Here is a 26,531-nt window from a genome sequence, read left to right as displayed (position 1 = left end):
TAAAGTGAGTTAAATGGTGTAAATGAATTGTGCCACTAGCACCGTTACATTTCAACCGATTTTGTGAATTTATTGTAATTTTTTTACTAAAAATTCATTTTTTTTGAAACTAATATAATTAAATTACTTTAATTTGATTAAATTATTGCGAATTTTGGTTTTCTTTTGGTTTGTTTTTGGAAATTAAATTACATTCAGGTAGCCTGCAAATTCACACGCCCAAATATTCCAAAATACTTTCCGCCGCCGTGCGACCTTCCGCAATCGCCGTAACCACTAAATCCGAACCGCGCGTAATATCGCCGCCAGCAAAGATTTTTTCATTAGACGTTTGCTGTTTCAGGCTGCCTGAACGTGCAATTCTGCCGCGATTATCGGTCGCCACATTCACGCTCACCAACCACGCCATTTCATGCGGCGCAAAACCAAACGCCACAATCACCGCATCACAAGCAATCACTTCTTCGCTGCCTGAAATCACTTCGGCGCGGCGGCGACCGTTTTCGTCAGGCTCGCCCATTTGCGTGCGAACAATTTGAATGCCTGTAACTTTGCCGCTTTCATCGGTTTGCACGGCAACTGGCTCGGCTTCAATTTGCACAGGTTGCGCGTTGAATTGGAACGCTACGCCTTCTTCTTTCGCGTTGATGTATTCTTTTTTGCTACCGGGCATATTCGCAGCGTCGCGGCGATACACGCAGGTAACTTCCGCCGCGCCTTGACGAACCGATGTGCGAACGCAGTCCATTGCCGTGTCGCCACCGCCCAACACCACCACGCGCTTACCAGCCATGCTCACATATTCAGGCGCGTCCAAATTCAACAAATTTTGCGTATTGCCAATCAAAAACGGCAAAGCGGAATACACACCAGCCGCGTTTTCATTGGGAATATTTGCCGTCATGCCTTTGTATGTGCCTACGCCCAGAAATACCGCATCATATTGATTCACCAAATCATTTAGTTGAATGTCTTTGCCAATTTCTACGCCCAATGCAAATGCCACGCCCATTTCGCTGAATAATTCTCGGCGGCGACGCATTACCTCTTTTTCTAATTTAAATGCGGGAATACCGAATGTCAGTAAACCGCCAATTTCTTGTTGGCGTTCGTAAACGGTAACATCTACGCCATTGCGAATCAAAATATCCGCGCAACCCAAACCCGCAGGACCCGCGCCAATCACGGCAACTTTTTTGCCTGTTTTTTCCGCTTGAATGCTTGGTTTCCAGCCCATTTCAAAGGCTTTTTCGGTAATGTATTTTTCAATATTGCCAATCGTTACCGCGCCAAATTCGGCATTGAGTGTGCAATCGCCTTCGCACAAGCGGTCTTGTGGGCAAACACGTCCGCAAACTTCAGGCAGCGTGTTAGTTGAATGTGCCAATTCCGCCGCTTCAATAATGCGCCCTTCGTTGGCTAAACGCAGCCAATTCGGGATATTGTTGTGCAATGGACATTTGTTTTGGCAATACGGATTGCCACACGCCAAACAACGGTCGGCTTGGCTTTGCGCTTGCGTATCGGTAAAGGCTTGATAAATTTCTATAAATTCTTTTTTGCGATTTGCCAACGGGATTTTCTGTGGGTCGGTACGCGGCAAATCAATAAATTGATAAATATTTTCTTTGGACATGGTTTGTTCCTTGAATGTTATTTTTTTGGTTTCAGGCTGCCTGAAAGATTACATAAGAAATGTTTAAATCAACAGCAATCTGTTCCCTCTCCTTTGGGATAGGGCTAGGGAGAGGGAAAACCGTTGCACTAAACAACCATTTCTTATGCCTGACATTTTGCCCTCTCCCTAACCTTCTCCCACAGGAGAGGGAGCAAATGCCGTGTATTTTCAGGCTACCTGAAAAACACTTACGCGGTAATCTGACGCAATTCCAACACGCTACGGCGTTTGTGTCCGAGCAGCGCGTTCACATCATTGGCTTTGGGTTTAACCAACACAAATTTGCCAACATAATTTTCCCAGTCCGCCAAAACCTGTTCGCCAATGCTGCTATGCGTCAATTCAACGTGTCGCGCAACCAATCCACGCAAATGCTCTTGGTGTTGCGGCAAATCGGTAATGGATAAGCCTTCCACCATTTCGCCGTTAATGCGCCCTTTGAATTTGCCGTCCATGTCCAAAATGTAAGCAAATCCGCCTGTCATACCTGCGCCGAAGTTGATGCCTGTTTTACCCAACACCGTTACCACGCCACCCGTCATGTATTCGCAACCATTGTCACCAATGCCTTCAACCACTGCCGTTGCGCCCGAATTGCGAACCGCAAAACGCTCGCCAGCACGTCCAGCTGCAAACAATTCGCCGCCAGTCGCGCCATACAAACAAGTGTTGCCAACAATCGTCGCTTTGTGCGATTGGAACGACACGCCATTATGCGGACGAATGCTAATCACGCCACCGCCCATGCCTTTGCCGACATAGTCATTCGCATCACCAGTCAAATGCAACGACACGCCGCCAGCCAACCACACGCCCAAACTTTGTCCAGCCGTGCCGTTCAAATTGATTGTAAATTCTTGACCACGTTTGCCAGCGTTGCCGTGCAATTTCGCAATGCTGCCTGAAAGCGTTGCACCGACAGAACGGTCTAAATTGCTAATATCAAAAGACATTTTACGGCTTTCGCCAGCTTCAAAAGCAGCCTGCACTTCGCCCATAATCGCTTTATTTAACAAACCTTGGTCAAATGGGTCGTTGCGTTGCGTGTTGTACGGTGCGCTGCCAGCAGGGATTTTTGGCGAATACAACAATTTACTCAAATCCAAACCGCGTTGTTGCGCCGTTTTGCCTTCAATGATTTCCAGCAAATCCGTTCTGCCAATCAAATCTGTCAATTTATTCACGCCCAAGCTCGCCAAAATTTCACGCACATCTTGCGCGATAAATTTAAAGTAATTCATCGCTTTTTCCGCGTCGCCGTGGAAATGTTTGCTGCGTAATGCGTCGTCTTGGGTGGTGATACCCGTCGCGCAATTATTCAAATGGCAAATCCGCAAATAACGACAACCCAACGCCACCATAGGTCCCGTACCGAAACCGAAACTTTCCGCGCCCAAAATGGCTGCCTTAACCACGTCCAAGCCTGTTTTCAAACCGCCGTCCACTTGCAAACGCACTTTGTGGCGCAAATTGTTTTCCACCAAAGCCTGTTGCGCTTCCGCCAAACCCAATTCCCAAGGGCTGCCTGCGTATTTCACACTCGTCAATGGCGACGCGCCTGTGCCGCCGTCGTAGCCCGAAATCGTGATTAAATCAGCATACGCTTTTGCCACGCCAGTCGCAATCGTGCCAACGCCCGGCAGCGACACCAATTTCACAGAAATCAAGGCTTTTGGATTGATTTGTTTCAAGTCAAAAATCAGTTGCGCCAAATCTTCAATAGAATAAATGTCGTGATGTGGCGGCGGCGAAATCAGCGTAGAACCGGGGACGGCATAACGCAGTTGCGCGATGTATGGCGTAACTTTATCGCCCGGTAATTGACCGCCTTCACCTGGTTTCGCGCCTTGTGCCACTTTAATTTGGATTACGTCCGCGCTCATCAAATACGCCGCCGTAACGCCAAAACGCCCAGATGCGACTTGTTTAATGCGCGACACTTTTTCTGTGCCGTAACGCGCAAGGTCTTCGCCACCTTCGCCTGAATTGGAGAAGCCGCCCAAACGGTTCATGGCAATCGCCAAACTTTCGTGCGCTTCAGGACTCAACGCGCCAATAGACATCGCCGCGCTGTCAAAGCGTTTGTATAAGTTTTCAGGTTGCTCAACTTTGTCCAATTCAATCGGCTGACATTGTTCGGTTTTCAAGCAGAACATATCGCGAATAGACATCACAGGACGATTATTGACAAAATCACGATAAATTTTGTATTTGTTGTAATCGCCAGAGTTACAGGCTACCTGAATGCTGTTTACCACATCGGGATTATAGGCGTGGTATTCGCCTTGTGGTTTGAATTTCAGGTAGCCACCAGCGTCCACATTCACGCTGCTGCGCCAAGCATTTTGGCGTGTTTGCGTGATTTTTTCGTCCAAATCGGCAAACGTTGCACCTGCTACGCGACTGGTCATTTCAGGGAAACATAATTCGCTGATTTCTTTACCTAAACCGACATTTTCAAATAATCGCGCACAACGATAAGACGACACGCACGAAATGCCCATTTTGGACATGATTTTGTACAAGCCTTTGTTAATGCTATTGCGGAAATTTTGCGTAACCACGCGCAACGGTTTTTGAATTGCGCCGACTTTGACCATGTTCGCCAAACTTTCGTACGCCAAATACGGATAAACCGCCGTCGCACCCAAGCCAATCAACACCGCAAAATGATGTGGATTTCGCGCTTCTGCCGTTTCCACAATAATATTGGCATCGCAACGTAATTGCTTGTTTACCAAATTATTTTGCACCGCACCAACGGCAAACGGCATTGGAATCGGTTGGCGATTTTCCGCAATATTTTTATCGGAAATAATCAGCAACACTGCGCCATTTTGCACTGCTTGCTCCGCCGATTGACATAATTGCTCAACCGCTTGTTTCAAGCTGCATTCGTCAGGATTATAAGTCGCGTCAATGATTTGGTGGCGGTAATCGCTTTCAGGCAGCCTGAAAATTTGTTGCATATCCGAATACAACAACACAGGCGATTTGAAATTCACGCGGCTGCTCATACCTTCGGCTTCAAAAAACACGCTCATTTCGCGCCCAATGCTGGTCGTCAAACTCATCACATGGGCTTCACGCAATGGATCAATCGGTGGATTGGTAACTTGGGCGAAATATTGGCGGAAATAGTCGTACACCACGCGATGACGTTCCGACAGCACCGCAAATGGCGCGTCGTCGCCCATAGAGCCAACCGCTTCATAGCCATCGTCGCCAGCTACGCGCAAGGTACTTTCCAATTCTTCCAAATCGTACAAGAATTGTTTTTGGTAAATTTTTAACGTCTTATCGTCCATTGCCGCTTCGCCAACTTCGCTGTCGGGCAGTTGCTCAAATGGCACTAAACGCATCACATTTTTATCCAACCAAGCACGGTATGGGTGGCGATTGCGTAATTCGTTGTCAATTTCGTGCGAATGCAGCAATTTACCGTTTTTCGTGTCAATTACGAGCAATTCGCCCGGTCCAACGCGACCTTTTTCCGCCACTTCATCGGGCGCGTAATCCCAAATGCCGACTTCAGACGCAATCGTAATCAAACGGTCGTGCGTAATCACAAAACGCGCTGGGCGCAAACCGTTGCGGTCAAGATTACAGGCTGCATAGCGTCCGTCCGACAACACAATCCCTGCTGGACCGTCCCACGGTTCCATGTGCATGGAATTGAAATCGTAGAATGCGCGTAAATCGTCGTCCATGTCGGGGTTATTTTGCCAAGCAGGCGGCACAAGCAAACGCATGGCGCGGAACAAATCCATGCCGCCACAAACCAACACTTCCAACATATTGTCCATAGAGCTGGAATCTGAACCTGTTTCATTCACAAACGGCGCGGCGGTTTGCAAATCGGGAATCAATGGCGTGTGGTATTTGTGGGCGCGAGCGCGAGCCCAAGCGCGGTTGCCTGAAATTGTGTTGATTTCGCCGTTGTGCGCTAAATAGCGGAACGGTTGCGCCAATTTCCAGCGCGGCATGGTATTGGTTGAAAAGCGTTGATGAAACAAACAGATAGCGGATTGCATACGCAAATCACCCAAATCTAAATAAAATTTAGGCAAATCTTTCGGCATACACAAACCTTTGTAGATAATGGTTTGATTAGAAAGCGAACAAATATAAAAATCGTCGTGGTCAATGCGTTTTTCAATGCGACGACGCGCCACAAACAAACGGCGTTGCAAATCCACGCTGCGCCAGCCATTTGGCGCATTGACAAAAACTTGTTTAATCAATGGCATATCTGCCAACGCGATTTCGCCCAATACGTTTGGATTGGTCGGCACATCGCGCCACGCCGCTACGCCTAGCGTTTCGCGTGTTAATTCTTCATTGATAATCGTGATGTATTGCGCGGCAAGTGCTTCATCTTGCGGCAGAAAAATTTGCCCAACCGCAAAATTTTTCGCCAACGCAAACTGTTGTTCATTGGCAATCGTGCGGAAGAAACTTTCAGGCATTTGCAACGACAAGCCGCAGCCGTCGCCTGTTTTGCCGTCAGACAAAATCGCGCCACGGTGCTGCATACGCGATAAACCCAAAATGGCGTTGCGGACAACTTTGTGGCTCTGCACGCCGTCAATATTGGCGATTAAGCCAAAGCCGCAGTTGTCTTTTTCAAACGTGCGGTCGTAGAGTTGGTTCATATGGTGGGACTTTCAGTAGTGGTTTATTTTGTAATCAAATTACAACTTTCGAGAGACAATTTACTTTTTAAATACATTTTCAACTTGGGTTAAATAGATAAAAATCAAAAAGTTATATTAGCAATTGTAACAATGTAGTCTCTGACTACATTTTGTGGATTTAATTTACATAATTTGTAATAGAATGTCAAAAAAATTTACTATTAAATAAATTGAATTATTGATATTTTTAGATAACATTTTGATTTTAATTTGAATTTTTATTATTTCTGCAAAAAGAATGTAAAACGATTTTAAGAAATTTAATTTCAAAAAAAGAGTATGCGTGATGTGCAGGCTGCTTTGATATTGATAGCGTGTCTGTGATGAGACAATGTGATGAATATAGTGTTTTAAATTTAGATTAGGACAAGGCGACAACGACCGCCGTGTACATCTAGTACATAAGGGAGTTGGCAACGCTGTACTAATCTAAATTTAAAGCACTATAAGATGCCGTATAGCCAAATCAATAGTGCTTTAAATTTAAAGCACTATAAAAGCAGCCTGCACTTTTAATCAACAAAAGTGCAGGCTGCTTTTTTTATGTGTTTACAAAATCGTTTGCGCAGGCTCGTAGTGAATAATATCGCGGATTTTATTGTTTTCGTCCAACAGCACAACGGTGGGTTCGTGGCTGGCGATTTCGGGTTCGGATAGGGTTACATACGACATAATAATGACCACATCGCCTGCTTGCACCAATCGCGCCGCTGCGCCGTTTAAGCAAATCACGCCGCTGCCGCGTTCGCCAGAAATAGCATAAGTTTCAAAGCGTTCGCCGTTGTTGTTATTAACGACTTGTACTTTTTCGTTTACCAAAATGCCTGCTGCGTCCAGCAAGTCTTGGTCGATGGTGATGCTGCCAACATAGTTTAAGTCGGCTTGGGTAACAATGGCGCGGTGGATTTTGCTGCCTAATAATGTGCGAAACATAATGAAAAATCATCAAAAATAGAAAGGGTGATATTGTACTGTTTACGTGATTGGATTGTCTATTTTAAAAAAGCAGCCTGCACTTTTTGTTTAAAGGCTACGCCGCCTACGGTATACTTCTTTTATACCCAAATCAAAGATTTGGACAAAAAGTGCAGGCTGCTTTTTACACGACAAAATAAACCCTACCACAACTTACGATTTTTGCCATGTTTAGACTTCTGATACAGCAAACCCTTTTCCACTTGCCGAATCCGATACCAAGTGCGGTCGGGCAAGGCTTTGGGGTTGAGCAATATCCAATCGTGCGCCAACGTCTGTAATTGCTCTGCCAGTTGCTTGGACACTTGCTCGGCTATTTCGGCGCGTTCAGATGCAATCAACGTAAACTGCATTTCAAACACAATCACATAAAACGGCTGTTCTGGCTGAACCAAATCCGCTTTTTCCACCCAGTAAACACGCTTCACATTCTTGATTTGCGCAAAACGCTGTTGCCACGTTTGCCGTTCATCGTCCGACAAACGCGCTGTTTGAAATTCATCAAACGCTTCAATATGATTGCGTTGATGTTGGTTTAACTCGTCTTGCTCGCGTTGTTTGACGAAGGCTTGTTCGCAAGAGTTTGCTGCGTCAGTTCGCCCATTTTCGCCATGATATTGCGCTTCTACCAGCCAACTGGCTGCTGCAAAACTGCGGTCTTGTGTATCGGCACGACATTGGCGCAAATACAAAATGCCATCCGCATTGTTTTGTGCCAACAACACACGCCCATAATGAAAAGCGTGTTTTGCCGATGGTTCGCGTTGATACAAAGCGTAAAACAAAGGCAACGCTGCCGCCTTATCGCGATAACGCTCGGTTAATAAAGCTTGCTCTATGCTTTCGTCCAACGATAAAGGTTCGGTTTGGTTTTGTAATTCAATCAAGCGGTTTTGTTCTTGCGTGGCTTCATCGTAGGATTCTTGCCAGTTATCGGCGGCATTCTCCCACCACGTTTGATTCATCTGTTGGATTAAATTGGGCAAACGCTCGTCCAACCACAGCAATGCAGAATCTTTGTCTGTTGCCCATCGCAAACGGCTGTACACGCCCAATTCTTCATACGCATCGCGCAAGGCAGGAATTTGGTCGTCCACCGTGCTTCGCGCTTGCATCAGTTGATTTAAGCGTTGCGATAAATCGGCACAATAATCAGGCAGCCTGCACAATTGCGCGATTAAATCTTGAAACGGCATGGGTTCTGGCTTACCAACGTGGTCGGTTTGTTGCCAAAACTTTTGCCAATATTCGCGTTCGTAATCGCCAGCCAGTTGAATATTGCCACGCGCTTGGGCGATTGCATTAACCGAAGTCGCTGCCGCTGCGACACGTTCCGCCGCAAACGAGTTTTGATGTGAAAGCGGATGCACAATATCATCAAAATACGCCATAAAATGCGGCATGATAAAGCGAAAAATACTGCGGTTTTCGGTTAAATAGTCTTGCGCCCAACGCCAACGCGTGCAGTGTTTATCGATGGTTACACTCAAATGATTGAACGGCGCAAACGCAAGCTGACGCGCGATAACGCTGCGTAACTGCTCTTGATTGAGCGCGGCAATCACAGGCACGCCCAAAACCAAAGTGTTACGCATACCCAACCAACCGCACCAACGTGGCTGACAGTGTAGGCTGGCATCAACATTATCGATAAAATGAATGCGATGTGCAGGTTTTTGCTGGATTTTTTGGGCGATGTCGCGCATTTGGGCATACAAAGTGGGATATTGCGATTCTAGAGCGCAAATACCACGCGGTGGCTCGTATGTTGGCATGGTCAACATGAAGCGTAGTAAATACCAAGCGGTCGGCGTCGCAAAAAACAGCAGAAACACGCCCACAAATGGACTGGTAAACAGCAAACCCACCGCTGTTATGCTGCTCAACGCATACAGCGCCCAAATCAGCCACAACATCAACGTGCCAAAATACACAGTCAGCCGCACGCGCACACGATACAGATTGGGGTGTCGCGCGGCTTGGTAATGGCAGTTTTGGATACGATTTATATTCATTTAATTCACTATACTTAAAAAGCAGCCTGCACTTTATTTATCAACAAAATGTGCAGGCTGCTTTTTCTATTTCACAAAATTAAGCATCTTTTTGTTCAGTCGCTTTTTGGCGCAAACGCAAGTGCAATTCGCGCAGTTGTTTGTCATCAACAGCGTTTGGCGCGTTCGTCAGCAAACATTGCGCGCGTTGTGTTTTCGGGAATGCAATCACATCGCGAATCGATTCCGCACCCGTCATCAACGTAACCAAACGGTCTAAACCAAACGCCAAACCGCCGTGTGGTGGCGCACCAAATTTCAAGTTATCCAACAAGAAACCGAATTTCTCTTGTTGCTCTTCAGGGCTGATTTTCAACGCTGCGAACACTTTTTCTTGCATATCCGCACGGTGGATACGGATAGAACCGCCGCCAATTTCCCAGCCGTTCAACACCATATCATAAGCGCGAGCCAAGCATTTTTCAGGGTCGCTGGTCATCAAACCCACATGACCTTCTTTTGGCGCGGTAAATGGGTGGTGTACCGCCACATAACGGTCAGCTTCTTCGTCGTATTCAAACATTGGAAAATCCACAACCCACAACGGTTTCCATTCGTCCACGAAGTAGCCGTTTTCCAAGCCGTGTTCTTTACCGATTTTGATACGCAATGCGCCAATCGCTTCGTTTACCACTTTCGCTTTGTCCGCGCCGAAGAAAATGATGTCGCCATTTTCCGCACCAGTACGCGCAATGATTTCTTTCAATGCGTTTTCCGACAAGAATTTCACGATTGGGCTTTGTAAACCGCTATTTTCGCCGTTTGACAAATTGGTTACATCGTTTACTTTGATGTATGCCAAGCCTTTCGCGCCGTAAATGCCGACAAATTGCGTGTATTCGTCAATTTCTTTGCGGCTGAATTTCGCACCATTTGGCACGCGCAAAGCGACTACACGTCCGCCTTTCATATCCGCCGCGCCACGGAATACTTTAAATTCTTCCGTTTTCATCAAATCGGTTAATTCGGTAAATTTCAACGAGATACGCATATCAGGTTTGTCCGAACCGTAGTTGAACATCGCGTCCCAATACGCCATGCGTGGGAAATCGCCCAAATCCACACCCAAAGCGTCTTTAAACACTTGTTTTGCCATGCCTTCGGTAATGTCCATGATTTCATCTTCGTTTAAGAACGAAGTTTCCAAGTCGATTTGGGTAAATTCAGGCTGGCGGTCAGCGCGTAAATCTTCATCGCGGAAACATTTGGTAATTTGATAATAGCGGTCAAAACCTGCAACCATTAACAACTGTTTGAATAATTGCGGCGATTGTGGCAACGCGAAAAATTCGCCAGCATGAACGCGGCTAGGCACGAGATAATCACGCGCACCTTCAGGCGTTGAGCGTGTCAGCATTGGCGTTTCAATGTCAATAAAGCCTTGCGCGTCCAAATAACGGCGCACGCCCATTGCCACTTGATAGCGCAAACGCAGATTTTTTTGCATTACAGGGCGGCGCAAATCAATCACGCGATTGGTCAAACGCACGGTTTCGCTGATGTTTTCATCGTCAATCATAAATGGCGGCGTGGCAGCAGCGTTCAGGATTTCAATTTCTTTCGCCAAAATTTCAATTTTGCCTGAAATCATTTTGTCGTTGCTTGTGCCCTCTGGGCGGTTGCGGACACGTCCAGTAATGCTCAACACAAATTCATTACGCGCTGAATCCGCCAATTTGAATGCTTCGGGCGTGTCTGGGTCAATCACAACTTGTACGATACCTTCGCGGTCGCGCAAGTCAATGAAAATCACACCGCCATGGTCGCGGCGGCGATGAACCCAGCCTTTTACGGTTACGGTTTGGTCTAAATATTGTTCGCTGATTAGACCGCAGTAGTTGGTACGCATATTGTTGTTTTCCTTGTTTAATTTAATTGGGTTAATTTATATCGTATTTTTTACGTAACTCTTCGTATTTTTTTGATTTAAAAGTCTTATAGAACCATTTTCGCAATGGGTTGCTATAGTATTTTTTCTTATGATTAAAGAATTCTAAATTTTGTTGCTGCCAATTTTGCTGATGAAACGCATCAAATAAATTATGGAAGTACATATTGTTTTCTTCGTAAAAATCAATGTGCTTCGTATATATTTTTAAGAAATTTCTTGCTATTTTTTTCTTATCCACACTATCGCAAATTGAATTTTTAGTGTTTCTTTTTCTATAAAAATATAAAATTTCATCTATTTGATAGAATTTTTTATTTTTCTTTAACATTGAAATATAAAATTCCCAGTCCTCTCCATAAGTTAAATCGGTGTTGAATCCACCTACTTCGTCATAATCTTTTTTGCGAACCATCATGCAAATGCCATTTCCCATGCAATGTATCTGCAAAATATCAAGAACAGTTGGATTTTTAGCACACCAAATTTCATTTGTATTTGCTTCAAAATGTTGTGCTCTACTATAAATTAACGATAATTCTGGTTGTTGGTTCAGTAAGTTTGCTGCTTTTTCAAAATATGTCGGTGCGATTTTGTCGTCCGAATCTAAAAAGAATAAATAGACACCGCTGGCATGTTTGATTGCATTAACCCTAGCAATAGTCACATTTGTATTTTCTTGCTCAATAATTTTTATTTGGATTTGAGAATGTTGTTGAGCAAATTGTTTAAGTATCGACAATGTATTATCGGTTGAGCCATCATCTATGATAACGATTTCATAATTGTTCATAGTTTGTGCAAGAATGCTATTTAGTGTTTCAGTTACATATAAAGCAGAATTGTAACAAGGAATAATGACTGAAATTAAAGGGTTGGAGTTATTAGGTAAAAAAGATGTATCCATAATCATTTTAACCTTTATGGTTGTTGTTAATGACTTGTATATTAAAAAATGTAACGGTTAACGAATACCAGGCAACTTTACTAGCATAAGCAACTTTATTCTTAAAAACTGCTTTTTCTAAATGGTGTTAAATAGCCATTGAGCTGTTACGAATAGGCTGTGTAGGTTTGGGCACGACCATAACAAGAAATAGGATAATGTGAGAATTTGCTGGGTTAAGACCCAACCCACACACGCAGTAGTTGGTACGCATAGTTTTGTCTTTCTTGTTACAGTTTTAAATTAATAAAATATAAATTCAGGCTGCTTTTAGGTTTTCAGGCTGTCTGAAAAAAATCTTTCATCAAAATATCAGAAATTATCCAAATCATTTCATCAGGAAAATGATTTAAACCTGTCTCCGTTTCGACTTGTCTAACGCCACGCTCCCACGCCCTTTGTAACCATTCATAATCATCAAAATGATTAGCTAAACTGGGCGAATCTTCCAATAAATCCGCAATTTCTTGACGTTGGTCGTTAATCGTTCTGCGCCAAGAGTTGCCACGATGTGTCGGCTGAAATTCCCATTTCAATAAATGGGCAATCAAAATCCCCATTCGGCGCATTAATTCACGGTGTTCTTTTCGGCTCATGGCTTGCATTTCTTCAATCAGGTTTTCAACGTCTAACTCTTGCATTCTACCTGCTTTGAGCAAATCGGCTTGATGTGCTGCCCATGCTGCAAGATCATGATGATAATTGGTGTTCATTGGCTCTTCCTTTGTTTGGCTATTCAAAAGCAGCCTGCACATTATTCTTTTGCTTTAATCGGCAATTCATCAGGCATCACCATGCCCAACGAAATCACATATTTCAACGCTTCGTCCACCGTCATATCCAGTTCGCGAATGTCGCTTTGGCACACCACAATATAGTAGCCGCCAGTCGGATTTGGCGTGGTCGGCACATACACGGACACATAACCTGTTTTTTCAGGCAGTGCGTCCGATACGGCATGAGGCACTTCACCCGATACAAATGCAATCGTCCAAATATTGGGTTGCGGAAATGGCACAAGCACAGGCGTTTTAAACGAACGTGCATTGTCGGACAGCAAACTTTCGGACACTTTTTTGACGCTGGAATAAATGGATTTAACCACAGGAATGCGCCCAAGCAGGCTATCCCAGCCTTCTAAAAATTTGCGTCCTAATACATTGGCTGCCAATACGCCTGTGACAAATAACACAATCACGGCTAACACAAAACCTTGACCAGGGATTTTGAAACCTAAATAGTTTTCTAATCGCAATTGGTCTGGTATTAAGTTGATGAGTTTGTCGCTTGCGCCTATGATGTAGGTTACCACCCATGCGGTTACGACTATGGGTAACCAAACCAATAAACCCGTAATCAAATATTTTTTGAGCAGCTTACCTATGCCGCCTGACGATGCTTCTGCCATGAATGTGTGTGCCTTTATTGCGATGCAAAAACGGCGAATTATACGCGGTTTTGTGGGAAAAGTGCAGGCTGCTTTTGGTTTGTATTACAAGCCGTCCCAGCCGTTGAACAACACACCAATACCAATACCCGTTTGCTTGTGGTTGTAGTCAATCAAACTCTCGCCATAGCCATGAAAGCCCTGCACATAGGCTTTGAGCTTGCCCATAATCGGAAAGGTGTAATTGACTTGCACTGCGCCACGATTTTTGAACGGATTGTAGCGAATGGTTGAAGACAGCGTGTGTTTTTCATCAAACTGATACGCCAATTTCACATCGCCATAACCCATGTAATCGGCGATGTCGGGGTTGTCGTTGTTTTCGCCTTTCGGGTCGATTCGCGCCCACAAACGTGGCACAACCGATAGCTTGCCCCACTCCATGCCAGCCATTGCGTAAATGCGATTCCACGAACGCGACATCGGACGCGATTGTCCATTGGATTGGTGGATATAGCCCACGCCCAGCATTCTCAATTTACCGCCAAATGGCAGCGTAGCTTTGACTGGCTGGGTTAAGAAAATTTCGGGTGCGTAATCGGTGTTACGAAACGGTGCAGATTTTTCGCCTTGGTTATAAAGCTGCCAGTTCGATTGCTGCGTGTAGCCCACCCACAAATCGGCACGAGTGCGGAACAAATCTTCCATCACTTTGGTTTTTAAAGAAATTTGCAGTTTAGCTTCGGTGTGGAGTTGGTCTTCTTGCACGTTGTTAATGGTATAGCCGCGCGTGGGCGAATAGGGGCGATAGTTGGGGCTGCTGCGATACCAAGCAGGCAAAATATAAGTCGGCTCGTGTTCGCGCAAACTTAAAATTCCGTTGGGGTCGTTTTTTTCCAAATCATACAGTTGCGCCAATGGGGTGTAGGCATCGGTCGGTGCAGTTAAATCGCCCGATTGTTTGGGGTCAGCAAACACGACTTGGGTTGATTGATTGGCTTGGCTGGCTTCGTAGCTGCGAACTAAATCGACGCTTTTGGATTGGTTGGGATTAGGGGTAACGCCTTGTTGTGTATAGGCTTGGTCAAAACACGCCAAGCGAGCGGCATTATCGGTGATTTGGGTGCAGGCTGCCGCGCCATTATCAGCATAAATAGGCGCAGAAAGTGCGAACGAAGTCAGCAAAAATACGGTTTTTTTCATTTTGTTTGATGTCGTTTTGTGGGGAAAAAGCAGCCTGCACTTTTATTAAAAGGTTGTGCCTGCCTACAGCATACAGCTTTTATACCCAAATCCAAGATTTGGACAAAAGGTGCAGGCTGCTTTTTGATGTGTTTACAAAGTAATCGCTGCGTCTAACGCAATTTTCATCATCTCGTTGAACGTGGTTTGACGCTCTTCGGCGGTGGTGTATTCTTCGCGCACGATGTGGTCAGACACGGTGCAAAGCGTTGCAGCTTTGGCGCCAAATTCAGCAGCCACACCATAAATACCAGCCGCTTCCATTTCCACGCCCACAATGCCGTATTTACGCAATACTTCGGTCATTTGCGTGTCGGGGCTGTAAAACAAATCGGCAGAGAACATATTGCCTACGCGCACATTCACGCCATTGTCTTTGGCAGATTGAACCAAGGCTTGCACAATGCCAAAATCGGCAATCGCAGCAAAATCGTGGTCGCGGAAACGGGTGCGATTGACTTTGCTGTCGGTGCTCGCGCCCAAGCCAATCACCACATCGCGCACATGAACATCATCTAACACCGCGCCACACGAACCAATGCGAATCAGGTTTTTAACGCCATATTCGGTAATCAATTCTTTGGCATAAATGGAACAAGACGGAATGCCCATGCCGTGTGCCATAATGGAAATGCGTTTACCTTTGTATGTGCCTGTGTAGCCATACATATTACGAACCGATGTAACCAGTTCGGCATTTTCCAAGTAGTTTTCGGCAATGTATTGTGCGCGAAGTGGGTCGCCTGGCATCAATACGGTTTCTGCAAATGCACCTGCTGGTGCGCCAATGTGGGGAGTAGCCATGATGGTTTTCCTTTATAGAGTGGTTACAAAAAGTGCAGGCTGCTTTGGATTGATGTGGTGAAATGAAATCGCAATAGTACGCCGTTGCCAACGTCCTTATGTGCTATTTACACACGGCAGGCATTGTCGCCTTGTCCTATTTTTATTTCATTTCATTATCATTCAATCCGCCACAAAACTCTGCAAAATTCTTTGAATATCCGCCACTTCACGTTGCGTGCGAATGGCTTGGAACAGCGTTTCGGCTTCGGGATACGCATCGCGCATCATGCCGAGCCATTGTTTGAGCCGTGCTATGGCATATTTGCCTTGCGGTTCTTTTTCTAGGCACAGCGCGAAAAACAAGCGAATCCAGTCCATGATTTCACCATGAAAACAAGCAGCCTGCACAGTTTGTCCGTGTAAATATTGCTTGATTTGTCGCGCCAAGTCGGGGCGAATCACCGCACCGCGTCCAATCATCACATCTTGGCAACCGCTTTGTTCGCGAATGGCGCGGTAATCGCTTAACGTGAACACATCGCCATTTGCCACCACAGGAATCTGCACCGCTTGGCGAATTTTGTTTACCCAATCCCAATGTGCAGGCGGTTGATAGCCTTCCACTTTGGTACGCGCATGAACGGTGAGCAAACTCGCGCCGCCTTGTTCAATCGCTTGGGCGTTTTCCAAAGCGAGTTCTTTGTTTTCAAATCCCAAACGCATTTTTGCTGTGAGCGTGATGTGGCTGGGCAAGCGGTCGCGTAACGTGGCAACAATGTGGCGCACACGTTCGGGTTCGCGCAACAACACCGCACCGCCTTGATGTTTATTTACCGTAGGCGCAGGGCAGCCAAAATTTAAGTCAATTTTGTTTGCGCCCAGTTTAACGGCTTCTAGTGCGTTTTGCGCCATCATATCGGCATCGCTGCCCAGCAGTTGCGTGACACAAGGCACACCCGAAAACGTTTGATTTTGCGTGGCGATTTCTGGCACATGGCGCAACCAAGTGGGGCGCGAATGCACGGTGTGGGTAATGCGGACAAATTCGCTCACGCATTCATCGTAGCCGCCAATTCGGGTGAGTAAATCACGCATAACAGGGTCGCAAAGTCCTTGCATGGGCGCAAGTATCAATTTGGGTGTGGACATAAACGTGCAGGCTGCTTGAAAACTAAATCAGTATTATAGCCGTTTTGAACTATAATAGTGCCATTTCATTAAAGCTATTTCACTATGACCAAACCGACCAAACGCGCCATTAGTGGCGTTTTATTATTAGACAAACCGCTGGGCATTAGCAGCAACACCACATTGCAGCAAGCCAGACGGTCATTTCACGCCGAAAAAGCAGGACACACAGGCGTGTTAGACCCATTGGCAAGTGGCTTGTTGCCCGTGTGTTTTGGCGAAGCAACCAAGTTCGCGCAATATTTGTTGGATGCCGACAAAGCCTATACCGCCACGCTCAAATTGGGCGAAGCCAGCACCACAGGCGATGCAGAAGGCGACATCATTGACACCGCTCGCAGCGACATTGCGCCCGAAGAATTTCAAGCAGCCTGCACCGCTTTAACAGGCAATATTCGCCAAGTGCCGCCCATGTTTTCCGCGCTCAAACACGAGGGCAAACCGCTGTATGAATACGCTCGAAAAGGCATCGTGATTGAACGCAAACCGCGCGACATTACCATTTATCAGATTGATGTATTGGACTTTGCCGCACCATTTGCCACCATTGCCGTGCGTTGCAGCAAGGGGACGTATATCCGCACATTAAGCGAAGACATCGCCAAACACATGAACACCTTTGCCCACTTGACCGCTTTGCGCCGCACCGAAACCGCAGGTTTTCACATCGCCCAAACGCACACATTGGACGCGCTGTCGGCATTAAGCGAGCCTGAACGCGATGCGCTGTTGTTGCCGTGCGATGCGTTGGTACAACATTTGCCACGCATTGAATTGGACAACGAAAGCGTGAAAAAATTGCGTTTTGGGCAGTCTGCACCGTTTGTGGCGAACGATGATTTGCCCAGCAACACACCATTACGCGCCTATGCCACATCGGGCGAATTTATTGGTTTGATTGAATATTTCAGCCATCATCATTGCCTAAAATCGGTGCGTTTGATGAACACCACAAACAGCCAAAACCCTTAATTTTTTGATTTGATTTATGACGATTCGCACCCACTACGACAATTTGCACCTTGCGCCCGATGCCAGCGAAGCCGAAATCCGCCAAGCCTATCGCCGATTGTCCAAGCAATACCACCCCGATTTGAACACTGACCCTGACGCTCACCGCATTATGCAGCTTATCAATCAGGCGTATGAAGTGTTGTCCGACCCCAAAAAACGCGCCGAACACGATTTGTGGATTGCCCAGCAACGCATGACTCGCGCGGCTGATACGATGGCAAACAACCGTCCTGCCATGCCTGATGTGGTGGTTACACTAACCGAAGCCACGCCCAGCGCAACGAAGTCGCCCAAAAAATACACAGGCGCGATTGCGCTGGCGGTGTTGCTGCTTGCCGTGTTGTTGATTGGGCAGATTTGGTTCGCCGCGCAAAGCGACAACGCGCCCGACACAAAAAAAATGCAGGCTGCTTTGAACGCATCTGCACCCAAAAGCGACAACACGCCAAACGATGTAAACCACGAAAAGCAGCCTGCACTTTTGGCAAGCAATCCCAACGAAAACACGGTGGCATTGGCAGCGAGCGTGGCATATATTCGTCCGTTTGCTGCGCCTAATGGCAATCCGTTTCCGCAACAGGCTGGCTATATTGACGGCTACCCAATTCACACAGGGCAGGGCGGTTTGCGGATTTATGTGGAAAATATCCGCAATTCGTCTGATGTGTTCGCGCAGCTGTATGTGTCGGGCAATACCGAGCCGCTGCGGACGTTTTTTATCCCCGAGCGCAGCCAGTTGGAATTGCAAAACTTGAACGCTAGCAGCTACACGATTCGCTATCAACAGCTAGACGGCGGCGAACAGCTCAACAGCGAAACGGTGGTGCTGCAAGGTGGTCAGCGTGAAGCAACGGTGTATTTGCAACGCGGTAGTGCGCCTGTGTCGTATTGAATATAGTGCAGGCTGCTTTGATGCAAAAAAATCCTTTATAGCTTTAAAACTATAAAGGATTTTTTAATAAACCTCCTGCTAAACCAATCAGTTATAGTGAATTAAATCTGCCAATTAATCGGCGCGATACCATGTTGCTGCAAATAATCATTGGCTTGCGAAAAATGTCGGCAACCAAAAAAACCGCGATATGCCGATAAAGGCGATGGATGTGGCGCAGTCAAAACCAAATGCTGATTGCGATTGATATTCGCGCCTTTTTTCTGCGCGTGGCTGCCCCATAGCATAAACACCAAATGCTCGGCGCGTTGATTCAGTTGCGCGACCACAAAATCGGTAAACCGCTCCCAGCCCAGTTTGGCGTGCGAATTGGCTTGATGAGCGCGAACCGTCAAAACCGTGTTCAACAACAACACGCCTTGCTCTGCCCAATGCGTCAAACAACCATGTGCAGGCTGCTTGAAATCGGGCAAATCGCTTGCCAACTCTTTATAAATGTTGATTAAAGACGGCGGAACAGCACAACCCTGCTGCACCGAAAATGCCAAGCCGTGCGCCTGCTGTTCATTGTGATACGGGTCTTGCCCCAAAATCACCACTTTCACACGCTCCAACGGCGTGTAGGCAAACGCATTGAACACATCATCTGGCGCAGGATAAATCATTTGCCCATTGTCACGCTCTTGCTGCACCGTTGCCAGCAGTTGCTGAAAATACGGCTGCTGCATTTCATCGCGCAGAATATCGTCCCAAGTCATCATTTGTTGTTCGCGCGGAAATATTCCCACTCTTCAATCACTTGACCGTTTGGTAAATGGCACATTGCGTATTCGTTGCCGTCTTTGTCTTTGCGTGGCTCTAATTTGCCGCCTTGTTTCACGCAAAATTCGCTGGCTGGGTTTGCCATGCCTACCATTTCTACTTGTTCAGGTGCGTTTTGAGCGCAGGCAGTTAAAGCGGTTGCAGCGGCTAAAATGGCTAATTTTTTCATGTTTACTTTTTCTTGTGGATTGAAATACACATGGTTACAAAACTAAAATTTGCTGTGTATTCGGTTGATAAATTTGAAATATTCAAAAGCAGCCTGCACCCATTCAAAAAGTGCAGGCTGCTTTGTTTTATTGACAATGCGTACAGATTACATCAGGCATTACATCATGCCCATGCCACCCATTCCGCCCATGCCACCCATATCAGGCGCAGCAGGTTTGTCTTCTGGAATGTCAGCAATCATGCACTCAGTAGTCAGCATCAAACCAGCGATAGAAGCCGCGTGTTGCAATGCAGAGCGCGTTACTTTTGCAGGGTCTAACACACCCATCGCAATCATATCGCCGTACGTATCGTTGCCCGCGTTGTAACCGAAGTTATCCGCACCTTCCAATACTTTATTCACCACCACGCTAGGCTCGCCGCCAGCATTCGCCACGATTTGACGCAATGGCGATTCAATCGCTTTCAACACAATTTTCACGCCAGCTTCTTGGTCAACGTTAGAAGTTTCCACCGATTTAACCGCAGCACGCGCACGCAACAGAGCCACGCCACCACCAGCAACCACGCCTTCTTCAACTGCCGCACGAGTCGCGTGCAAAGCGTCGTCTACGCGGTCTTTTTTCTCTTTCATTTCCACTTCAGTTGCCGCGCCAACTTTGATTACGGCAACACCGCCAGCCAATTTCGCTACACGTTCTTGCAATTTCTCTTTGTCGTAATCGCTGGTTGCCACTTCAATTTGTTTGCGGATTTCGCCAACACGCGCTTCAACGGCTGCTTTGTCACCAAAACCATCAATAATAGTCGTGTTTTCTTTGCTGATTTCAATGCGTTTTGCTTGACCCAAGTGTTCCAAAGTCGCTTGTTCCAAAGTCAAGCCCACTTCTTCGGCAATCACAGTTGCGCCAGTCAAAATCGCAATGTCTTGCAACATCGCTTTGCGACGGTCGCCGAACCCAGGAGCTTTTACCGCAACGGTTTTCAAAATACCGCGAATGCTGTTTACAACCAAAGTTGCCAATGCTTCGCCTTCCACGTCTTCCGCGATAATCAACAATGGGCGGCTGGTTTTTGCCACTTGTTCCAAAACGGGCAACAAATCACGGATATTGCTGATTTTTTTGTCAAACAACAACACAAATGGGCTGTCCAAACCAGCGATTTGTTTTTCCAAATCATTCACGAAATAAGGCGACAAGTAGCCACGGTCAAATTGCATACCTTTAACCACTTCTAACTCGTTTTCCAATGATTTGCCGTCTTCAACGGTAATCACGCCCTCTTTGCCGACTTCTTGCATCGCGTCTGCAATGATTTTGCCAACTTGCTCGTCAGAGTTCGCAGAAATCGCGCCCACTTGAGCGATTTGCTCGTATGTTTCGCAAGGTTTCGCGATGTTTGCCAATTCGCCAACCAAAGCCGCCACTGCTTTGTCAATACCGCGTTTCAAATCGGTAGGATTCATGCCTGCGGTAACGTATTTCATGCCTTCAGCAACAATCGCTTGCGCCAACACGGTTGCGGTGGTTGTGCCGTCGCCAGCCACATCATTGGTTTTAGAAGCAACTTCTTTAACCATTTGTGCGCCCATGTTTTCAAATTTGTCTTTCAATTCAATTTCTTTTGCCACAGATACGCCGTCTTTGGTGATGTGTGGACCGCCGAATGAGCGGTCTAATACCACGTTGCGACCTTTTGGACCCAAAGTTACGCGAACTGCGTTTGCCAACACATTCACGCCATTAACCATTTTTGCGCGGACTTCTGTACCGAATTGAACGTCTTTTGCTGCCATTTTGTTTTATTCCTTGAAATTTGATTAAATTAACTTTTTACGTTTTCAGGCTGCCTGAAAATTCTCAATCGCCATTCCTGCGTTGAGCTGTATCAATATATATTGCTTGAACTCAACGTTGGATTACCGCCTACGCGGTAATGACGAGGTTTATCTTTTCAGACTGCCTAAAAAATTATTCCACAATCCCGAAAATATCTTCTTCGCGCATTACCAACCATTCCACGCCGTCCGCTTTCACGGTTTGACCTGAATATTTGCCGAAAATCACTTTGTCGCCGACTTTTACATCCAAAGCGCGGCGGTTGCCATCGCGACCCAATTTGCCTGCGCCAACCGCAATCACTTCGCCCATGTCGGGTTTTTCGGTTGCTGATGGGGCTAAAATAATACCTGATGATGTTTTTTCTTCTGCTTCCAAGCGTTTGATGACAACGCGATCATGTAAAGGACGGATAACCATGTTTTTGCTCCGATTAAGTTGTGTGAAAAAAAGAATAATGCAGCCTTAACTGCAACGGTTAGCTAAATAAAGGCAGCCTGCACGAAATTCAAGTTGCAGGCTGCTTTTTTGTGTGATTTTTGTTGTAAATAATTTAATTTAAAGCGGATTTATTACAATTTACGGTGAGACGAAGAACGGCAAAAGCGTGGGTATGGCGGCGCAACGCCACGCTCTGACTATAACAGCGTGATAATTATTGATTAAACCGCGACAAAAACCGCTATAATCACGCATTATTTTTTGTAGGCAGCCAATCTGTTGTGGCTGCCTAAACTATTTGATTGGAAAAGATATGTTGAATTTTACTCTGCACAAAACCGATGGCTACGCGCGACGTGGTACGTTGGAATTGAATCACGGCAAAATTGAAACGCCTGTGTTTATGCCTGTTGGCACGGTGGGCTCGGTTAAGTCTATGACGCCGCAAGGTTTGCACGATATTAAGGCCCAAATTATTTTGGGCAATACTTATCATTTGTGGCTGCGCCCTGGCTTGGAAGTGATTGAAGAATTTGGTGGTTTGCACGATTTTATTGGCTGGAATAAGCCGATTTTGACCGATTCGGGCGGTTTTCAGGTGTTTTCGTTGTCGGAATTGCGTAAATTGACCGAAGATGGCTGCACGTTCAAAAGCCCAATTAACGGCGATAAATTGTTCTTGTCGCCCGAAATTTCTATGAAAATTCAAACGGTTTTGAATTCGGACATTGTGATGCAGTTGGACGAATGCACCCCAGGGGAAGCGACGCACGCGCAGGCGAATAAATCGTTGGAAATGTCGTTGCGCTGGGCGGAGCGTAGTAAAAAAGCGTTTGAAGATTTGAAAAACCCAAATGCGTTGTTTGGCATTATTCAGGGGGCGATGTACGAAGATTTGCGCGAAAAATCATTGCGCGGTTTGGAAGAAATTGGCTTCAAGGGGATTGCGATTGGTGGCTTATCGGTGGGCGAGCCGAAGCCTGAAATGTATCGTATGCTCCGTGCACTCGCACCGATGTTGCCCGCAAACAAACCGCATTATTTGATGGGCGTGGGTACGCCCGAAGATTTGGTGTATGGTGTGGCGCACGGTGTGGATATGTTTGACTGTGTGATGCCAACGCGAAATGCGCGAAATGGCTGGTTGTTTACGCGATTTGGCGATTTGAAAATCCGCAATGCCAAGCATCGTTTTGATAAGCGTCCGCTGGACGAAAGCTGCACTTGTTATACTTGTCAAAATTTCAGCCGTTCGTATTTGCATCATTTGGATAGAGCCAAAGAGATGCTGGGCGCACAACTGAACACGATTCACAATTTGCATTTTTATCAAGTGATTATGGCGGAAATGCGTGAAGCGATTGAGCAAGGAAAATTTGCCGATTGGCAAGCGCAATTCCGTGCAAATCGTGCGCGTGGTACGGATTGAATGATTAAGTAAAGTGCAGGCTGCTTTTTATCGCGAAAAACAGTACAATACGCGCCTATTTTTATGACAAATAAAGAAAGAATCATCATGACGATTAAAACCCGTTTTGCACCCAGCCCGACTGGTTATTTACACATCGGCGGTGTGCGTACTGCCTTGTATTCATGGGCGTTTGCCAAACATCACGGCGGCGAATTTTTGTTGCGTATTGAAGACACCGATTTGGAACGCTCAACCAAAGAATCCGTTGAAATCATTTTAAAAGGCATGGATTGGGTAGGCTTACATGCCGACAATGCCAATAACATTATTTACCAAACGCAAAATTTTCCGCGCTACAAAGAATTGATTAAACAATTAGTGGAACAAGGACACGCCTACCCATGCTATTGCAGCAAAGAAGAATTGGCTCAAATGCGCGAAAAAGCCGAACGAGAAGGCACAGCCACTTACGACAGACGTTGGCGACCCGAAGCAGGTAAAACGCTGCCTGAAATTCCTGCTGGCGTTGAACCTGTGATTCGTTTCAAAAATCCATTGGACGGCGTAACTGTTTGGAATGATTTGGTAAAAGGCGAAATCAGCATTCCCAATTCCGCGTTGGACGATTTGATTATTGCGCGTGCGGACGGCACACCGACTTACAATTTCTGCGTAGTCGTGGACGATTTTGACATGAGTATTACCCACGTTATTCGCGGCGACGACCATGTGAACAACACGCCAAAACAAATCAATATTTTCAAAGCGTTGGGCGCAAAAATCCCCAAATATGCGCATTTACCCATGATTTTAAACGAGCAAGGCAAGAAAATTTCCAAACGTAGCGGCGACACCGTAGCCATTACCGAATACGAAGACATGGGAATCCTGCCTGAAGCCTTGTTGAATTACTTGGCACGTTTGGGTTGGGCGCATGGCGATGATGAATTTTTCAATATGAATCAATTTGTTGAGTGGTTTGAATTGAATGCCGTTTCAGCCAGTCCTAGTCGCATGGACAGCAAAAAATTGTTGTGGATTAACGCGGAACACATCAAAGCAACCGACAACGAAAAATTGGCTGAATTGACCTTGCCACGTTTGCAAAAACAAGGCGTAGAAGTTTCAGGCAGCCTGAAATTGGCGGACGTGATTGCATTAGTCAAAGACCGCGCTCAAGATTTGAATGCGTTGGCGACCGAATGCGCCTACTTCTACCAAAAAGCCACACCAGCCGAAGCGGACGTAGCAAAACATTGGGACGAAGAAGCCCCAGCGCGTATGCAGCGTTTCGCCGACAAATTGGCGCAATTAGACACTTGGACAGCCGAGAGCATTCACGATTTGTTCAAACCATTTTGCGATGAAGAAAACATCAAAATGGGTAAATTGGGTATGCCGTTGCGTTTGGCGGTGTGCGGCACAGCGAAAACGCCTAGCGTAGATGCGGTATTAGCATTGCTGGGTAAAGATGAAGTGTTGAAACGCATTCGCGGGTAATCATTCAATAAACAAAAAGCAGCCTGCACTTTAAGTAAACAAAAAGCGCAGGCTGCTTTGCATCATCAAAAAATAATCGTAAATAAAAAGGCATAATTTATAGTGAATTAAATTTAGAACCTGTATTCACAAACAACTATTTGATAAATTTTAATATTTGTGAAATATACCCTAGTTTAACAAAATTTTCAGCAGATAAATTCGTCTGCTCAAAATCTTTTGCTAAACGTCGAGACCAACCTAACCATGCAAATGTTCGTTCTACAATCCAACGTTTGGGCAGAATATGCCAAGAAATATCTTGAATTTTCTTTGAAATCTGAACAGTTAAACCCAATTTCTCTGATACTTCACGCTCAAATGTATTCCGATAACCTGAAACCTTTGCAAAACTATCCGTCGTCATTACCGCATAGGCGGTAATCCATTTTCAATCTTAAATAGATTTTTAATCAATCAAATAAAATCAATTATCTAAATTTTGCTATTGGATTCCCGTATTCGTGGGAATGACGAGATTTAGGTTAATTTTTAGGTTTTGCAAAGGTTTCAGACAGTATGAGTAATACGGCAAGACGAGCCAACGCCGTAGATTTTCTATTTTGGTTTACTATAATCAGCTTCCCAAACCCAAGTCTCTTCCGTAATCGCTTCCGCTTTCCATTCCGTATTCACCGTTTCGCTCACCAGCCGAAAGCCGTGGCAGCGGTAGAGTTCACGGGCTGCGCTCAAGTCGCTGACTGTGCCGAGTGTAACCCGTTGAATGCCCGATTGGCGCACAAACGCCATCAACGTATTCATCAATTTTTTGCCTGCGCCCAATCCCTGATAACGACTGTCGGTGGCGAACCAGCGCAGTTGCCATTCCTCCTCGCTGTGTTGAATCAGGCTTACCGTGCCAATACGCTTGTCGCCCAGCATCGCCAGCCAGATTTTGCCCTTTACCCCATTCTTTACAAACGCCGACAACGCCTCCAACACATAGGGCTGAAACTCGGGACGGTAGCCCATATCCGTATAAATTTTGCTGTGCAAATCGGCGATAAACCCAATGTCCCGCACACCGCCCTCCACAACCGCCAACTGCGGCGCACGGCGGTAAATCTGCTCAAAATCGGCGGCGGCTTCAGCAAGCAGCACAATCTGCGCCTCGGGCAAACCGTCCAATTCGGCGGCAAGCAGTCGGTCGGTGCGTGCCCGTTGCGACACAAACGCCGCCTCGCCCTGCGCCGTCAGTCTGATTTTAAACGACCGTTTGTCCGCCTCGTCAGGCGTTTTTTCCAGCCAGCCTGCCACCTCAAATTTTTTCAGCACCACACTGAGCTGTCCCTTGTTCATTGAAAGCGACTGGCAAATCTGCTGCGCCGTGATGTCGGGCGTTTGCTGGATTTCGGTCAGCACATTGGCTTCGTTCAGGGTCAGTTCGGCGTTGTAAAAATCGCTGGCAAACCGTGCCAGCAAGTTGGCATAAAAACGGTTAAAACGGCGAAACAGCGGTAAAAATTCGGTTTGGGTCATCATCTTTTCTCCATATAGTTTAGAAATGTAACTATATGAGAAATGTGTGGGCTTGTTAAACAAGTTTATAATCTAAACTA

General features: G+C 46.1%; 21 protein-coding genes. 4 read left to right on the top strand and 17 right to left on the bottom strand.

Going from position 1 to position 26,531, the window contains the following annotated elements:
• Nucleotides 1–211 precede the first annotated feature (211 nt).
• The 11 genes from DQN52_RS06205 to DQN52_RS06145 all read right to left on the bottom strand — a co-directional run bounded on the left by DQN52_RS06205 (nucleotide 212) and on the right by DQN52_RS06145 (nucleotide 16,802).
• A complete protein-coding gene (locus tag DQN52_RS06205) occupies nucleotides 212–1,636 on the bottom strand; it encodes an FAD-dependent oxidoreductase (RefSeq protein WP_003785914.1) in 1,425 nt (474 codons plus the stop codon).
• Nucleotides 1,637–1,866: 230 nt separating this feature from the next.
• On the bottom strand, nucleotides 1,867–6,333 hold the full coding sequence (gene gltB / locus DQN52_RS06200; RefSeq protein ID WP_003785913.1) for a glutamate synthase large subunit: 4,467 nt from the start codon (nucleotides 6,331–6,333) through the stop codon (nucleotides 1,867–1,869).
• 591 nt (nucleotides 6,334–6,924) lie between these two features.
• Nucleotides 6,925–7,308 (bottom strand): aspartate 1-decarboxylase, encoded by a 384-nt coding sequence (panD, locus tag DQN52_RS06190; RefSeq protein ID WP_003785911.1) that lies wholly within the window; start codon nucleotides 7,306–7,308, stop codon nucleotides 6,925–6,927.
• Nucleotides 7,309–7,493: 185 nt separating this feature from the next.
• Nucleotides 7,494–9,365, bottom strand: coding sequence for a M48 family metalloprotease (locus tag DQN52_RS06185; protein ID WP_032827624.1), 1,872 nt, complete (start codon nucleotides 9,363–9,365; stop codon nucleotides 7,494–7,496).
• A gap of 79 nt (nucleotides 9,366–9,444) precedes the next feature.
• On the bottom strand, nucleotides 9,445–11,253 hold the full coding sequence (gene aspS / locus DQN52_RS06180; protein WP_003785907.1) for an aspartate--tRNA ligase: 1,809 nt from the start codon (nucleotides 11,251–11,253) through the stop codon (nucleotides 9,445–9,447).
• 31 nt (nucleotides 11,254–11,284) lie between these two features.
• Complete coding sequence (locus tag DQN52_RS06175; protein WP_230471667.1) at nucleotides 11,285–12,199, bottom strand: glycosyltransferase family 2 protein; 915 nt, start codon at nucleotides 12,197–12,199, stop codon at nucleotides 11,285–11,287.
• Between the two features lie 317 nt (nucleotides 12,200–12,516).
• The gene (locus DQN52_RS06170; protein WP_032827623.1) at nucleotides 12,517–12,951 is read right to left on the bottom strand and encodes a DUF29 domain-containing protein; all 435 of its coding nucleotides are present in this window, start codon (nucleotides 12,949–12,951) and stop codon (nucleotides 12,517–12,519) included.
• 41 nt (nucleotides 12,952–12,992) lie between these two features.
• Nucleotides 12,993–13,646: a DUF502 domain-containing protein gene (locus tag DQN52_RS06165; protein WP_003785903.1), complete on the bottom strand. Its 654-nt coding sequence runs from the start codon at nucleotides 13,644–13,646 to the stop codon at nucleotides 12,993–12,995.
• Nucleotides 13,647–13,730: 84 nt separating this feature from the next.
• Nucleotides 13,731–14,828, bottom strand: a complete 1,098-nt coding sequence (locus DQN52_RS06160; RefSeq protein ID WP_003785902.1) for a phospholipase A — start codon at nucleotides 14,826–14,828, stop codon at nucleotides 13,731–13,733.
• A 132-nt stretch (nucleotides 14,829–14,960) separates the two neighbouring features.
• A complete protein-coding gene (gene deoD / locus DQN52_RS06155) occupies nucleotides 14,961–15,671 on the bottom strand; it encodes a purine-nucleoside phosphorylase (RefSeq protein WP_003785900.1) in 711 nt (236 codons plus the stop codon).
• Between the two features lie 162 nt (nucleotides 15,672–15,833).
• Nucleotides 15,834–16,802 carry a tRNA dihydrouridine synthase gene (locus tag DQN52_RS06145; RefSeq protein ID WP_003785898.1) on the bottom strand — a complete coding sequence of 323 codons (969 nt, stop codon included), beginning with the start codon at nucleotides 16,800–16,802 and terminating at the stop codon, nucleotides 15,834–15,836.
• A gap of 84 nt (nucleotides 16,803–16,886) precedes the next feature.
• Here DQN52_RS06145 and truB point away from each other — a divergent pair, with 84 nt between their 5' ends.
• Entirely contained in the window at nucleotides 16,887–17,813 is a 927-nt protein-coding gene (gene truB, locus DQN52_RS06140; protein WP_003785897.1) for a tRNA pseudouridine(55) synthase TruB, read from the top strand.
• Nucleotides 17,814–17,829: 16 nt separating this feature from the next.
• Nucleotides 17,830–18,747 carry a J domain-containing protein gene (locus tag DQN52_RS06135; protein ID WP_003785895.1) on the top strand — a complete coding sequence of 306 codons (918 nt, stop codon included), beginning with the start codon at nucleotides 17,830–17,832 and terminating at the stop codon, nucleotides 18,745–18,747.
• 101 nt (nucleotides 18,748–18,848) lie between these two features.
• Here DQN52_RS06135 and ung read toward each other — a convergent pair whose 3' ends face one another.
• From ung to DQN52_RS06115, 4 genes are all read right to left on the bottom strand, one after another.
• Complete coding sequence (ung, locus tag DQN52_RS06130) at nucleotides 18,849–19,508, bottom strand: uracil-DNA glycosylase (RefSeq protein ID WP_003785891.1); 660 nt, start codon at nucleotides 19,506–19,508, stop codon at nucleotides 18,849–18,851.
• On the bottom strand, nucleotides 19,505–19,738 hold the full coding sequence (locus DQN52_RS06125; protein WP_003785889.1) for a putative hemolysin: 234 nt from the start codon (nucleotides 19,736–19,738) through the stop codon (nucleotides 19,505–19,507). Before DQN52_RS06125 ends, ung begins: the two co-directional genes overlap by 4 nt.
• A gap of 159 nt (nucleotides 19,739–19,897) precedes the next feature.
• Complete coding sequence (groL, locus tag DQN52_RS06120) at nucleotides 19,898–21,538, bottom strand: chaperonin GroEL (RefSeq protein WP_003785888.1); 1,641 nt, start codon at nucleotides 21,536–21,538, stop codon at nucleotides 19,898–19,900.
• Between the two features lie 175 nt (nucleotides 21,539–21,713).
• Nucleotides 21,714–22,001: a co-chaperone GroES gene (locus tag DQN52_RS06115; RefSeq protein ID WP_003785887.1), complete on the bottom strand. Its 288-nt coding sequence runs from the start codon at nucleotides 21,999–22,001 to the stop codon at nucleotides 21,714–21,716.
• 334 nt (nucleotides 22,002–22,335) lie between these two features.
• Here DQN52_RS06115 and tgt point away from each other — a divergent pair, with 334 nt between their 5' ends.
• Together tgt and gltX are read left to right on the top strand one after the other, a co-directional pair.
• Nucleotides 22,336–23,451, top strand: coding sequence for a tRNA guanosine(34) transglycosylase Tgt (gene tgt / locus DQN52_RS06110; RefSeq protein WP_003785886.1), 1,116 nt, complete (start codon nucleotides 22,336–22,338; stop codon nucleotides 23,449–23,451).
• Between the two features lie 87 nt (nucleotides 23,452–23,538).
• Complete coding sequence (gltX, locus tag DQN52_RS06105; RefSeq protein WP_003789835.1) at nucleotides 23,539–24,933, top strand: glutamate--tRNA ligase; 1,395 nt, start codon at nucleotides 23,539–23,541, stop codon at nucleotides 24,931–24,933.
• A gap of 136 nt (nucleotides 24,934–25,069) precedes the next feature.
• Here the strand turns inward: gltX and DQN52_RS11665 are convergent, their stop codons facing one another.
• Together DQN52_RS11665 and DQN52_RS06095 are read right to left on the bottom strand one after the other, a co-directional pair.
• Nucleotides 25,070–25,339 (bottom strand): transposase, encoded by a 270-nt coding sequence (locus DQN52_RS11665; RefSeq protein WP_003785881.1) that lies wholly within the window; start codon nucleotides 25,337–25,339, stop codon nucleotides 25,070–25,072.
• 191 nt (nucleotides 25,340–25,530) lie between these two features.
• Nucleotides 25,531–26,454: a bifunctional helix-turn-helix transcriptional regulator/GNAT family N-acetyltransferase gene (locus DQN52_RS06095; RefSeq protein ID WP_003785879.1), complete on the bottom strand. Its 924-nt coding sequence runs from the start codon at nucleotides 26,452–26,454 to the stop codon at nucleotides 25,531–25,533.
• Nucleotides 26,455–26,531 lie beyond the last annotated feature (77 nt).

Source organism: Kingella kingae (assembly GCF_900475905.1).
Taxonomy (GTDB): Bacteria; Pseudomonadota; Gammaproteobacteria; order Burkholderiales; family Neisseriaceae; genus Kingella; species Kingella kingae.
Note: the sequence above shows the minus strand (reverse complement) of the source record. Positions and strands in the feature narration are given on the sequence as shown.